We start from the raw sequence: 12,411 nt of genomic DNA, 5'->3' as shown, positions 1-12,411 counted from the left end.
GGGATGTCAGTCCCGGGCGGTGCGGTGGGCGCTGTCGACGGCCCAGATCTTCTCGATGTTGTAGAACATCCGCACTTCGGGCCGGAACAGGTGGATGATGACATCCCCGGCGTCGATCAGGACCCAGTCGCAATGCGGCAGGCCCTCGACCTTGGTGCGTCCCAGGCCGTGCTGCTTGATCGTGCGCTGCAGGTGATCGGCAAGGGCTCCGACGTGGCGGTGCGAGCGGCCTGAAGCCACGATCATCGTGTCGGCCATGGGCGACTTGCCCTTGAGGTCGATCAGGACGATGTCCTGCGCCTTGTCCTCGTCAAGCTTGGCCAGGATGGCGTTTTCCAGCTCGGTCGCGCCCGTCGGCAGGACCGCCTGCGCGCCAAAGGATACGGTGTCGTCGTCCTCGCCGTCGTCGGCGCTGAACAGCGGAAAATCGGCGGCGGAGTCGTCGCTCAGATCATCATCCTGATCGCCGGCGGCGGCACCATGTTCATCGTGGATCGGATCGATGGCATCCATTTCGTGGGCCGTGTTGGACACGGCATCGGCTTGCGCATCGTGCGCGGTCGAGGGGGTCAGCGGAAAGCTCCGGGAGGACTATAAAGACGAGCCATAGCACGAACGGCCACAAACGTCACCCCGCGCTGCAGGATCACCCCGTTGTGCCTCGTCGCGCCCGCAACGCCGTCGAGGAGCTGCTGTTCAGCGGGGCCCGCAGATAGGTCCAGGCCGGAGCGGCCAGATAGGGCAATGACTGGGCTTCCCGCGACGAGACCCTGTGCCCTGCGAACCGTCGCGCAGCCGGAGCGGAACGGCTTTCCAGCATCGTTCCCGGCCGGGCCACGACCGCGACCGGCATCATCTGCATGATGTCGATCCAGCCGCGCCAGCGGTGAAAGCTGGCCAGATTGTCCGATCCCATCAGCCAGACGAACCGAACGCCGGGGTGCCGGGCCGTCAGGGCCCTAAGCGTGTCGATGGTCCATTGCGTCCCCGCCCGGGTCTCGAAGTCCGACACGATCATGGACGGCCCCTCGGCCATGGCCCGGGCCGAAGCCATGCGCTGGGCCAGCGGGGCCATCTGGTCGGCCGACTTCAGCGGATTCTGCGGCGAGACCAGCCAGATCACCCGGTCCAGGCCCAGTCGCCGCAACGCCGTCGTGGCCACATGGGCGTGCCCGTCGTGAGCCGGATTGAAGGAGCCGCCGAACAGCCCGACCGTCAGTCCGGGGCTCAGGGTCAGACCATCGCGCAACGCCCCGTGTCGCGGGCCGAAAGTCTTGGGCGCGGGACCGGCATGGAAGAAGGACACGTCGCGCTCTGGCTGATCACATTTGGGCGGGAGCTTATGCTCAGGTCTGAGCTAACACGCCGGTTCCCGGCTGTCGCCTCCGATGACGGACGATCGTCAGCCCTTGGGAATGGGGTTGGTGCGCGGGTCCGGACCGTTGGTCACGACGCGGTTCCGGTCGCCGAGGTCCTTGACCACGCGCACGCCCTCGAATCCCGCCTCGACGAACAACGACCGTACCGCCGCGGCCTGGTCCCAGCCGATCTCGACCGCAAAGATCCCGTCGGGCTTCAGGATGCGCCGGATCTCGGGGGCCAGTTCGCGATAGGCCGTCAGGCCGTCCGGCCCACCATCCAGCGCCAGGATCGGATCGTGCTCGCGCACCTCCGGATCCAGTCCGGGAATGTCGTCCGAAGGAATATAGGGCGGGTTCGAGACGACCAGGTCAAAGCTGTGGTCCCCGAAACCGGCGGCCCACTCGGTGCGCAGGAAGACCGCGCGCCCTTCGAGATCCAGATTGGCCGCATTCTCCTTCGCGACCGCCAGGGCCTCGGACGACACATCGGTCCCGACCCCGGTCGCGCCGGCTCGCTCTGCCAGGATCGCCAGCAGAATAGCCCCTGACCCGGTCCCCAGGTCGATCACGCTGAAGGCGCGGTGGGGCTCGAAGGCCAGCAGCGCGATATCCAGCAGGGTCTCGGTATCGGGCCGGGGACTGAGCACATCGGGCGTGACGTTCAGCATGATCTTCCAGAAAGCCTTGCGGCCCAGGATCCGCGACACGGGCTCGCGCTTCAGTCGCCGCTCGACATAGCCGTCCAGCACCGCTTTCTGGTCGTCCGAGACGGCCCGGTAGGGATCGGTCAGAATGTCGACGCGCCCGGCACCGGTTGCCGCCTCCAGAAGCAGCCGCGCGTCGATGGCGGGGCTGTCGATGCCCGCCGTCTTCAGCCGCGCCTGCGCCGCCTTCCAGGTCGTGACCAGCGTCTGTGCGGGGTCGTTCATGCGAAAATCTCCACAGGGTCGCCGATCGCGACGGGCCCGTCCGTCATCACAGACAGATAGAGGCCGCACCAGCGATGGCCATAGGTCTCGAACAGGGCGGGCACCAGATCGATGTCCCGTTCGCCCGTCGCCGGATCGACATGGGTCGCGCCGCAACGGACGATCGGCTTGACCACCGCCAGCCGTGCTCCGCCGACCGCGATCTCGCGACCAGCCCAGTCGTTCTCGACCCAGGCGGGCCAGCCCTCGACATGGATATTGGCCCGGAACCGCAGCGGATCGACCGGTCGACCCAGCCGCGCCTCGAAATCCCGGACACTGGCCAGGTTGAGGATCGACACATGGCCGGCCGGATCATCCATGAACCGGTGGCCTTTGGCGGACAGAACCTTCAACGGGGCATCCACGTCGTCGCCCAGGGCCTCGCTCAGCCAGGCCTCCAGCCGTCGCCGGTCCGCGGGATCGTCCAGATCGACATCCAGATCGGGCCGGCCCTCCCGCCGCGCCGACAACAGACCGGTGGCTGCGTCCCAACGGGTGCGCACTTTCGCGACCGCCGCAAACCGGGCGAGGACCACGAATTTCATCTTCGACACATGGCCCGGGGTGTCGGGGTCGAAGCCTGACGGGCCCACCTCGACGGCGTACAGGCGGTCGCCTGGAAAATGCCGTCCAGCCGTCAGGCTGACGCGATCCAGCGGCTCGGGCGTGAAGCCCTTTACAGGATGGCGATACAGGGCGGAGACGGAGGCGGACACGCGATGCTGAGTGCCCGACCCGTCTGTCTCAGGCAAGTCGCAAGCCCCACGGGAACGCACGGCGTCCGCCCCCGTTTGAGGCACCGATGCCTTTTCAGTTCCCGATCCGTCACCCGCGCCGCCTCGTCGGTCGCCTGCAGGGCCGCTCCGGAGACGGACGCGGGTCGGTCCTGAAATTCATCGGTGCTGCCCTCGGGGGCCTGACCGCGGGGGCGACCGCCGCGCATCTGCTTTACAGCCAGGGCCACAAGATCGGGATCGACCTGCGAACCGAACGGCCGGTTCCACCGGGGACTCCGGATCCGACCCCCCACGATTATGATAGCCGTGAGCCCGGCCGGGGCCGGCTGGCCGAACGCCCGCACCATATCCCGCTGAAGGGCTGGACAGACGTCCTGTGGCGGACGGGCGGAGCCTATTTCGGCGACCGTGTCGGCTTCGTGGCAGGCGGTGTGACCTTCTTCTTCCTGCTGTCCCTGTTCCCGACGCTCGCAGCCTTTGTGACCATCTACGGCCTGTTCGCGGACCCCGCGGACGCGGCCACGCGCGTGTCGTTCCTGTACACGACCCTGCCCTCCAACGTGGCCCAGTTCATCAATGGCGAGATGCAGCGGCTGGCCGAGAACAACAGTTCGGAGCTGACCTTCACCCTCGTCTGGACGCTGGCCCTGTCCTTGTGGGTCGCCAACAACGGGATCAAGACCCTCTTCTACGGCATCAACGTTGCCTACCACGAGGTCGAGAAGCGCAATCTGGTCCACTACAACCTGTTGTGTTTTGCCTTCACCCTGACCGGGCTGGCGGCCGTGTTGCTCAGTGCGGCCCTGGTCGTCGGCGTGCCGCTGGCGCTGTCCGTGTTCGGCCTGCAGGACGAATGGGCCGCGCTGGCCCCACTCCGCTGGCCGGTCCTGTTCGTGCTGTATGCCGCCGCCCTGACCGTGATCTACCGCTTCGGGCCGTGCCGGGCGCGGGCGCGGTGGCGCTGGCTGACGCCGGGCGCGATCTTTGCTGCGACGGCCAGCGTGGCCCTGTCCGTCCTGTTCAGCTGGTATCTGAGCAATTTCGTCCGCACCGACAGCTACGGCCCGCTGGCGGCGATGATGGGCTTCCTGCTGTGGACCTGGCTCTCGGTACAGATCGTCCTGATGGGCGCCGAACTCAACGCCGAGATCGAGCACCAGACCGCCATCGATACCACAACGGGCGATGCGGCCCCCATCGGCACGCGGGGTGCGATCGTTGCGGATTCGGTTGGGGCACGCCGAGGCAATCCGGCAGCCCTTGCCTTCACTCTGAAGCATGCCGAACAGGTCGCTGACCGGGTCACCAAGCGGAAGGCCCGCTCACAAGGCTGAGACTTTGCGACGCTGGCAGGGCAGGCTAGGTCTCGCCCATGACCGACGCACACCTGTCCCACGGCCCGCTTCAGGGCGTTCGCATACTGGACCTGTCCCGTGTGCTTGCTGGCCCGTGGGCCACCCAGACCCTTGCCGATCTGGGGGCCGAGGTGATCAAGATCGAGCGACCGGGCACGGGCGACGACACCCGGCAATGGGGCCCGCCCTTCACCACACGGACCGACGGCACGCCGGGCGACGCGGCCTATTTCCTGTGCGCCAACCGGGGCAAGAAGTCGGTCGAGCTGGACATTGCCTCACCCGAGGGGGCGGCCATGGCCCGCGAACTGGCCCTGACCTGCGACGTCGTCGTGGAGAATTTCAAGACGGGGGGTCTGGCCAAGTACGGGCTGGATTTCGCCAGCCTGACCGCCATCCACCCCCGGCTCGTCTATTGCTCGATCACCGGTTTCGGCCAGACCGGTCCCCGCGCCGGTCAGGCCGGTTATGACTACATGATCCAGGCCATGGGCGGGCTGATGAGCATCACCGGCCAGGCCGATGGCCGACCCGGCGCCGAGCCGATGAAGGTCGGCGTCGCCGTCACCGACCTGTTCACCGGCATGTATGCGTCGAACGCCATCCTGGCCGCCCTGCTGCATGCCCGCGCCACGGGCGAGGGCCAGCACATCGACATCGCCCTGTTCGATGTCCAGGCCGCCATGCTGGCCAATCAGGCGGCTAACTATTTCGTCTCCGGCACGGCTCCGACCCGCATGGGCAACGCCCACCCCAACCTCGCACCGTATCAGCCCTTTGCCTGTACGGACGGAATGGTGGTGATTGCGGTGGGCAATGACGGGCAGTTCCGGGCCCTGTGCCGAGCGCTAGGCGACCAGGATCTGGCGACCGACGCCCGGTTCCTGACCAATGCCCTGAGGATCGGCTTCCGGGACGCCCTCACCCTGCGTCTGACCGCCGTGACGTCCGGGTTCACCATGGCGGACCTGATGGCGGCCCTGGAGACAGCCGGTGTGCCCTGCGGTCCCGTCAACACCATCGACCAGGTCTTCGAGGAGCCACAGGCGATCGCGCGGGGACTGGTCGTCGAACAGACCCGCGCCGACCTCGACGCGCCGGTCACTACCGTGGCATCTCCGATCCGCATGTCGCGAACACCTGTGGGGGCGGGTGCGCCGCCGCCGGCGCTTGGGCAGGACACGCTCGCTGTGCTGGAGACGCTCAAGCCGTAGTGGCCCCTCCACCCCTTCGGGGTCCCCCTCCCCATGGCTGCGCGATGGGGAGGACAGGCGTTTTCCTCCCCACGCAGTGGGGAGGGGGACCGCGAAGCGGTGGAGGGGCAGCTTTCCCGGCTTACAGGTCCAGAAGCGCCCGCTGCGGGTCTTCCAGCAGCTCCTTGATCCGGACCAGGAAGGTCACGGCTTCCTTGCCGTCGACGATCCGGTGGTCGTAGCTGAGGGCCAGATACATCATCGGACGGATCACGACCTGACCGTTCACGGCCATCGGGCGCTGGACGATGTTGTGCATCCCCAGAATGCCCGACTGCGGCGCGTTCAGGATCGGGGTCGACATCAGCGACCCATAGGTGCCGCCATTGGTGATGGTGAAGGTGCCGCCCTGCATCTGGTCCATGGTCAGGTCGCCGTCGCGCGCGGCCTTGCCCAGCGCGGCGATGCCCTTCTCGATCCCGGCCAGGCTCAGGGTATCGGCATCGCGCAGCACCGGCACGACCAGACCCCGGTCGGTGCCGACGGCGACGCCGATGTCATAGTGGTTCTTGTAGATGATGTCGGTGCCGTCGATCTCGGCATTCACGGCCGGAAGCTCGTGCAGGGCCGCGACGACCGCCTTGGTGAAGAAGGACATGAAGCCGAGTTTCACGCCGTGGCGCTTCTCGAAGACGTCCTTGTACTGGGTCCGCAGGGCCATGACACTGGTCATGTCCACCTCGTTGAAGGTGGTCAGCTGGGCGGCCGTGTTCTGGGATTCCTTGAGGCGGCGCGCGATCGTCTGGCGCAGACGGGTCATCTTGACCCGCTCCTCACGCGGCTGGTCCGCCCGGGGGGCGATGGTCGCAGGCGCAGCCGGGGCTGCCGCCCTGGCCGGCGCGGCTCCACCGATGGCGGCAAGCGCGTCGCCCTTGGTGATATTGCCCTTGGGTCCCGAGGCGGCGATCGCCTTCGGATCCAGATTGTTCTCGGCAACCACGCGCTGGACCGCCGGCGACAGCGGCGCATCGGCCGCGGGTGCCTTGAAGGCCGCCGATCCGGCATTGGCCGAACCGCCCGTGGCCGGGGCCGCCGGGGCGGCCGCTGCACCGCTTGCGCCCGCGATGCGGGCAATGGCCTGCCCCGGGGTGACCGAGGTGCCTTCGTCGACCAGGACTTCCAGCACGCCGTCGGCGGGAGCGGAGACCTCGACCGCGACCTTGTCCGTCTCGATCTCGACCAGCAGTTCGTCCTTCTTGACGCTGTCGCCATTGGCCTTGTGCCACTTGCCCATCGTCCCCTCGGCGACGCTCTCGCCCATGGTCGGAACGGCGATGGTCACGGCGGCGGAGGCCGGAGCCGGAGCAGCCGCCGCCGCCGCAGCCGGGGCCGGCGCGGCGGACGCAGCCTTGGCGGCAGGCGCCGACTTGGCGGGCGAGGGTGCTGCAGCGGCTCCCTCGGTCACGACGCCCAGCACCGTGCCCGGCACGACGGTGTCACCGTCCCCAGCCCTGATGTCCGACAGGACGCCATCGGCCGGTGCCACGACTTCCAGCGAGACCTTGTCAGTTTCCAGCTCGACCAGGATCTCGTCCTTGGTCACGGGATCACCGACCTTCTTGGTCCATTTGGCGATGGTCGCTTCGGCAACGGACTCGCCAAGCGTCGGGGTCAGGATATCGGCCATCGGTCGGTCTTTCGGTCATCAATCAGGGGTCATCCCGGAGACGGCATCGCCGTCACCCGGGACGGGGAAGATCAGGCAAAGGCTTCGTTGGTAAAGGCTTCGAGTTCCTTCAGGTGGCGGCTCATCAGACCCGCCGCCGTCGACGCCGAGGCCGGGCGGCCGACGTATCGGGCCCGCTTCGACTTCACCGACAGCTTGTCGAGCGTCAGTTCCAGCCACGGATCGACGAAGGTCCAGCCCCCCATGTTCTTGGGCTCTTCCTGGCACCAGACCAGCTCGGCCCCCGGGAAGCGCGCCAGTTCGGTCAGGAGCGACTTCATCGGCCAGGGATAGAACTGCTCCAGACGCATCAGATAGACGTCGTCGACAGCCTCGCCGGCCGCCGCCTTCTTCTCGCGGACGTCGAGCAGGTCGTAATAGACCTTGCCGGAGCAGAGGACGACACGGCGGATGTCCTTGTCTGCCTTGATCCTGATGCCGCTGACCTCGGGGCGCGTCTGGGCGTCGTCGTGCAGCACGCGGTGGAAGCTCGAGCCCTCGGACAGGTCGGCCAGGGTGGAGACCGCCTTCTTGTGCCGCAGCAGCGACTTGGGCGTCATGATCACCAGCGGCTTGCGGAACGGGCGATGCATCTGGCGACGCAGGATGTGGAAATAGTTGGCCGGCGTCGTGCAGTTGGCGACCTGCATATTGTCTTCGGCGCACTGCTGCAGGAACCGCTCGAGGCGGGCGGAGGAGTGCTCCGGGCCCTGGCCTTCATAGCCGTGTGGCAACAGCATCGTCAGGCCGCACATCCGCAGCCATTTGCGTTCGCCCGAGCTGATGAACTGGTCGATCACCACCTGGGCCCCGTTCACGAAGTCGCCGAACTGGGCTTCCCACATGACCAGGGTGTTCGGATCGGTCAGGGCATAGCCGTACTCATAGCCGAGCACGGCCTCTTCCGAGAGCGCCGAGTCGATCACCTCGAACTGGGCCTGGCCCTCGCGGATGTTGTTCAGCGGAACGTAGCGGGCCTCGGTGGTCTGGTCGATGATGCCCGAGTGACGCTGGCTGAAGGTGCCGCGCACCGAGTCCTGGCCGGACAGGCGGACCGGAAACCCCTCGTCCAGCAGCGACCCGAACGCCAGGCTTTCGGCCGTTGCCCAGTCGATGTTCTGTCCCGAGGTGATCATCTCGCGACGACCCTCGATGACCCGCTTCAGCGTCTTGTGGATGTCGACCTGATTGGGGATGGTCGTCAGGCCGTGGCCGATCTCGACCAGCTTCTGACGCGCCACACCGGTGTCACCGCGGCGTTCGTCGCCATCGGGCAGGCCCACGCCTTTCCACTGGCCGTCCAGCCAGTCGGCCTTGTCGGCGGCAAAGGTCTTGCCGGCCTCGAATTCGGCATCGAGGAAGGCATCGAACCGCGCAATCTCGGCGTCGATCTCGGCCTGGGTGATGACCCCTTCTGCGACGAGGCGTTCGGAATAGATCTCGCGGGTCGAGGGCAGCGCGCGGATCTTCGAATACATCAGCGGCTGGGTGAAGGTCGGATCGTCGCCCTCGTTGTGGCCGAAGCGGCGGTAGCAGAACATGTCCACCACCACATCCTTGTTGAACTTCTGGCGATACTCGGTGGCCACCTTGGCGGCGAACACCACGGCCTCGGGATCGTCGCCGTTGACGTGGAAGATCGGTGCCTGGACCATAAGGGCCACGTCCGAGCAATAGGGTGTCGAGCGGCTGTTCCGCGGCGAGGTCGTGAAGCCGATCTGGTTGTTGATGACGAAATGCATCGAACCGCCGGTCCGGTAGCCCTTCAGACCCATCAGCGCGAAACACTCGGCCACGACGCCCTGGCCGGCAAAGGCGGCATCGCCGTGGATCAGCAGCGGCATGACCTTGGACCGGTCCAGCGCCCACTGGTCTTCCGGCAGGCCGGCATTGGCCTCGCGGATATCGAACGCCTGTTTCGCCCGCGCCTTGCCCAGCACGACCGGGTTGACGATCTCGAGGTGGCTGGGGTTGGCGGTCAGCGACAGGTGGACGGTGTTGCCGTCGAACGACCGGTCCGAGCTGGCCCCCATGTGATATTTGACGTCGCCCGATCCCTCGATGTCGCTGGGCACGGTCGAGCCGCCCTGGAACTCGTGGAAGATGGCCTTGTAGGGCTTGCCCATCACGGCCGCGAGCGTGTTCAGGCGACCCCGGTGGGCCATGCCCAGCACGATCTCGTCGACACCCAGATTGCCTCCGCGCTTGATGATCTGTTCCAGCGCCGGGACCATGGCCTCGCCACCGTCGAGGCCGAACCGCTTGGTGCCGGGGAACCGCTTGTGAAGGAACCGCTCGAAGCCCTCGGCCTCGATCAGCTTGTTCAGGATGGCGATCTTGCCCTCGCGGGTGAAGCCGTTCTGCTCGAACTTGTCCGGCCCCTCGATCCGCTGCTGCAGCCAGGACTTCTCCTCCGGCTCGGCAATATGCATGTACTGGATACCGATGGTGCCGCAGTAGGTGCGCTCCAGCAGCGCCATGACCTCGCGCACACTGGCGTATTGCAGCCCCAGCACGCCATCCAGATAGATCGGACGATCCAGGTCCGCCTCGGTGAAGCCGTAGAACTCGGGCGTCAGCTCGGCATTCTCGACGGGCTTCTCGATGCCCAGGGGGTCCAGTTTGGCGTGCAGATGGCCACGGACCCGATAGGTCCGGATCAGCATCAGCGCCCGGATCGAATCATGCGCGGCCGCACGGATGTCTGCCGCACTAGTCGATGCTGCAGGCGCGGGAGCCGCTGTAGCCGGAGCTGCGGGCGCGCCCGGCTTGGCCGGAGCGGGCCGGGGTGCTGGCCAGCGCCCGTCGAACACGCCGGTCTCGTCGCTGGGCTCGGTGAGCGGGGCGCGTCCCCAGCTTCCGGCATCGGCCGAAGCCCTCACCGTCTCCGCATTGTCCCGGAGCTGGTCGAAGAAGGACCGCCACTCGCCCGAAACCGAACCCGGATCATTGGCCCAACGTTCGTGCAGGTCCTCGATAAACCCGGCGTTCGCGCCATACAGGAAGCTGGTCTCGGCAAAGACCTGGTTCAGCCGGCCGGCATCGTCCGCCATCGTATTCGTCTCGTCCCTTGGTCGCCACACACCCGTCCGCGCGGAAAGCGACGCGCCTATATAGGGAGTGTTTTCGCGCCGGTCATGACCGAAGCGGGGCAATCACGCGAGAAAATTGCCGCGCACGGCGCATTTCGACGAAGGTCGCGGGTGCTGGCCGCAGTCGCATGGGGGACCCGGGGGGAACAGGTCGTTAACCGACTTGGCGCAAAGTCCGGATCCGTCGTTCAGACCGGAGCCCGACGTGTCCAGCATCATGACCTCCAGCTACCGCCGCCAGAGCGACCATTTCGAGCCCCAGGACATCGATCCTCAGGAGCAGCGCCGCCTGCGCGGCCTTCTGGAGCAGATCGACTACACGGCCTTTGTGTCCAACCGCGAGGTGATCGGCACGACCCTGGCCAAGGTCGATGCCGGGACGTTCCAGCGCCTGGCTGTGATGGTCGCGGCGGCCCGGGCCCGCTGGGTGGCCGAGGCCCTGCGACTTTCGGAGTCCGGCTCGCCGGTCACGCCCGACCAGACCGCCCGCCTCAACGCCTTTCGGCTCGCCTATGAGGAGCTGGCCGAGGTCTATGAGGGCATGCGGCGCATGGTCGAACGCAACTACCTCACCCTCAAATAGACACTAGTCCAGCGGCTGGGGCCGGGTCAGGATCGGGGCGTCGGGGTCGGTCTGCGAAGGCTGGGCCACCGTCGGCGGCGGACCGGCAGGCACAGGCTCCAGGGGGGCGACCACGATCGCCGGCGCTTGCGGTTGGGATGACGGGACAGACTCGGTCCGAGCCGGGCTCGCCGTCCGGATTGCCGCCACCGGGCGGTTGGAAGCCGGTGTCGCTGATGGCGACGGGCCCGATGCAATCGGTGACGCGGGCGGGGGGGCCTCGACAGCATTCGGCTCCGCTGGATCGGGCTCGACGTCCGGAACCGATGCCGCAACCTGCGCCGGAGCGGCTGGCGGCGTCGTGATCGACGCTGCCGGGACCGGGATCTCAGGTGTGGTCGCAGAGCCGGGCCTGAAGGCGAACCAGGCGGCCGCCGCCACGCCGATCACGGCCACCGCGGCAATCCCGGCATAGATCGGCGTGCGGCTGGCCGGTCGCGCCCGGACAGACGGGGGGTTCTGGACCCCGTCCGCCGGGGGTGCCGACGATTCGAAGGCCGGTGCCTCGACCGCAAGCCGGGTTGAGGGTGCGGGTTCGGCAGGAGGCGGCGGCGGGGTCTGCGGAGCCCGGGTCGCAACCGGGGCCTCAGCCCTTGGCGGCAGCGGCGCGGCGACGGCTTCCGGCGTCGGCGTCGGCGTCGGCCGTGCAGGCGCGGACGTCGGCAACGGCCCCGTCGCAGCGGAGGGTCGGGCGCGGGGAATCAACGAGCCGGAATGGATACTGCCGCCAAAGGCCGACGCCTGCCGAACCTGTGGAGCGACAGGACGGGGCGGAGGCTGGGACGGCGTTTCCGGCAGGGGCTCCAGCCGCTGTCCGCGCGGCAAGGGTCCGGCCTGGAAGACGACCTGAGGGGGACGCCCCCACTGCATCGGTGCCCGGACGAAGGGCGTTGCCGATCGTGCCGGAACCGGCGTTTCCGTTTCGGGGGCGGCAGAGGTGTCGTCTGGGCGGTCGGAAGACATGGCGATCTCGAAAACAGGACCGGTCCCGCCCGTCAAGGCGCGACCGGTCGGAACGGCTCTGCGACCTGCCCGCTCAGTTCGTCCGTTTAATGACGCGGATCAGCGAACCTCGACGCCCTTCCAGAAAGCGATACGGTCCTTGATCTCGGCGGCGGCAGACTTCGGCTCGGCATAGTACCAGGCCGCATCCGGGTTCGTCTTTCCATCGACGACCAGCGAATGATAGCTGGCCGTGCCCTTCCAGGGGCAGCCTGTCGTCGTCGCGCTGTCGGTCAGGACACTGGCATCCACGGAATTGCGCGGGAAATAGTGGTTGCCTTCGACAACGACCGTGTCGTCCGACTGGGCGATGATCTTGCCGTTCCAGGTCGCTGTGGTCATGGGTCGATCC

General features: G+C 67.3%; 11 protein-coding genes. 3 read left to right on the top strand and 8 right to left on the bottom strand.

Annotated elements, in window-relative coordinates:
* Window positions 1-6: 6 nt before the first annotated feature.
* The 4 genes from rsfS to GGR13_RS14535 form a co-directional block, all read right to left on the bottom strand.
* On the bottom strand, window positions 7-534 hold the full coding sequence (gene rsfS, locus GGR13_RS14550; protein WP_343060431.1) for a ribosome silencing factor: 528 nt from the start codon (window positions 532-534) through the stop codon (window positions 7-9).
* A gap of 112 nt (window positions 535-646) precedes the next feature.
* Window positions 647-1,306 (bottom strand): nicotinate-nucleotide adenylyltransferase, encoded by a 660-nt coding sequence (locus GGR13_RS14545; protein ID WP_183214310.1) that lies wholly within the window; start codon window positions 1,304-1,306, stop codon window positions 647-649.
* Window positions 1,307-1,402: 96 nt separating this feature from the next.
* Window positions 1,403-2,290: a peptide chain release factor N(5)-glutamine methyltransferase gene (gene prmC, locus GGR13_RS14540; RefSeq protein ID WP_183214309.1), complete on the bottom strand. Its 888-nt coding sequence runs from the start codon at window positions 2,288-2,290 to the stop codon at window positions 1,403-1,405.
* Window positions 2,287-3,048 (bottom strand): MOSC domain-containing protein, encoded by a 762-nt coding sequence (locus GGR13_RS14535; protein WP_183214454.1) that lies wholly within the window; start codon window positions 3,046-3,048, stop codon window positions 2,287-2,289. Before GGR13_RS14535 ends, prmC begins: the two co-directional genes overlap by 4 nt.
* An 86-nt stretch (window positions 3,049-3,134) precedes the next feature.
* Between GGR13_RS14535 and GGR13_RS14530 the strand changes: the two genes are divergently transcribed.
* On the top strand, window positions 3,135-4,403 hold the full coding sequence (locus GGR13_RS14530) for a YihY/virulence factor BrkB family protein (protein WP_183214308.1): 1,269 nt from the start codon (window positions 3,135-3,137) through the stop codon (window positions 4,401-4,403).
* Window positions 4,404-4,441: 38 nt separating this feature from the next.
* Window positions 4,442-5,638, top strand: coding sequence for a CaiB/BaiF CoA transferase family protein (locus GGR13_RS14525; protein WP_183214307.1), 1,197 nt, complete (start codon window positions 4,442-4,444; stop codon window positions 5,636-5,638).
* Window positions 5,639-5,759: 121 nt separating this feature from the next.
* Here GGR13_RS14525 and odhB read toward each other — a convergent pair whose 3' ends face one another.
* Window positions 5,760-7,304 carry a 2-oxoglutarate dehydrogenase complex dihydrolipoyllysine-residue succinyltransferase gene (gene odhB, locus GGR13_RS14520; RefSeq protein WP_183214306.1) on the bottom strand — a complete coding sequence of 515 codons (1,545 nt, stop codon included), beginning with the start codon at window positions 7,302-7,304 and terminating at the stop codon, window positions 5,760-5,762.
* Window positions 7,305-7,375: 71 nt separating this feature from the next.
* Window positions 7,376-10,396 (bottom strand): 2-oxoglutarate dehydrogenase E1 component, encoded by a 3,021-nt coding sequence (locus GGR13_RS14515; protein ID WP_183214305.1) that lies wholly within the window; start codon window positions 10,394-10,396, stop codon window positions 7,376-7,378.
* Between the two features lie 244 nt (window positions 10,397-10,640).
* On the opposite strand from GGR13_RS14515, the gene GGR13_RS14510 reads away from it, so the two are divergent.
* Window positions 10,641-11,018 (top strand): hypothetical protein, encoded by a 378-nt coding sequence (locus GGR13_RS14510; RefSeq protein ID WP_183214304.1) that lies wholly within the window; start codon window positions 10,641-10,643, stop codon window positions 11,016-11,018.
* 3 nt (window positions 11,019-11,021) lie between these two features.
* Here GGR13_RS14510 and GGR13_RS14505 read toward each other — a convergent pair whose 3' ends face one another.
* Together GGR13_RS14505 and GGR13_RS14500 are read right to left on the bottom strand one after the other, a co-directional pair.
* Window positions 11,022-12,020 carry a hypothetical protein gene (locus GGR13_RS14505; protein ID WP_183214303.1) on the bottom strand — a complete coding sequence of 333 codons (999 nt, stop codon included), beginning with the start codon at window positions 12,018-12,020 and terminating at the stop codon, window positions 11,022-11,024.
* 99 nt (window positions 12,021-12,119) lie between these two features.
* On the bottom strand, window positions 12,120-12,401 hold the full coding sequence (locus GGR13_RS14500; RefSeq protein WP_183214302.1) for a DUF427 domain-containing protein: 282 nt from the start codon (window positions 12,399-12,401) through the stop codon (window positions 12,120-12,122).
* Window positions 12,402-12,411 lie beyond the last annotated feature (10 nt).

Origin of the sequence: Brevundimonas variabilis (genome assembly GCF_014199945.1) — a bacterium.
Lineage (GTDB): Bacteria > Pseudomonadota > Alphaproteobacteria > Caulobacterales > Caulobacteraceae > Brevundimonas > Brevundimonas variabilis.
The sequence above is the reverse complement of the archived record's forward strand: the minus strand, read 5'-3'. Positions and strand labels throughout refer to the sequence as shown.

Excerpts from the sequence above, each read along its gene's own strand:
- prmC (WP_183214309.1), bottom strand. The coding sequence starts at position 2,290 with ATGAACGACCCCGCACAGACGCTGGTCACGACCTGGAAGGCGGCGCAG.
- GGR13_RS14500 (WP_183214302.1), bottom strand. The coding sequence starts at position 12,401 with ATGACCACAGCGACCTGGAACGGCAAGATCATCGCCCAGTCGGACGAC.
- GGR13_RS14530 (WP_183214308.1), top strand. The coding sequence starts at position 3,135 with ATGCCTTTTCAGTTCCCGATCCGTCACCCGCGCCGCCTCGTCGGTCGC.
- GGR13_RS14505 (WP_183214303.1), bottom strand. The coding sequence starts at position 12,020 with ATGTCTTCCGACCGCCCAGACGACACCTCTGCCGCCCCCGAAACGGAA.
- GGR13_RS14525 (WP_183214307.1), top strand. The coding sequence starts at position 4,442 with ATGACCGACGCACACCTGTCCCACGGCCCGCTTCAGGGCGTTCGCATA.
- odhB (WP_183214306.1), bottom strand. The coding sequence starts at position 7,304 with ATGGCCGATATCCTGACCCCGACGCTTGGCGAGTCCGTTGCCGAAGCG.
- GGR13_RS14515 (WP_183214305.1), bottom strand. The coding sequence starts at position 10,396 with ATGGCGGACGATGCCGGCCGGCTGAACCAGGTCTTTGCCGAGACCAGC.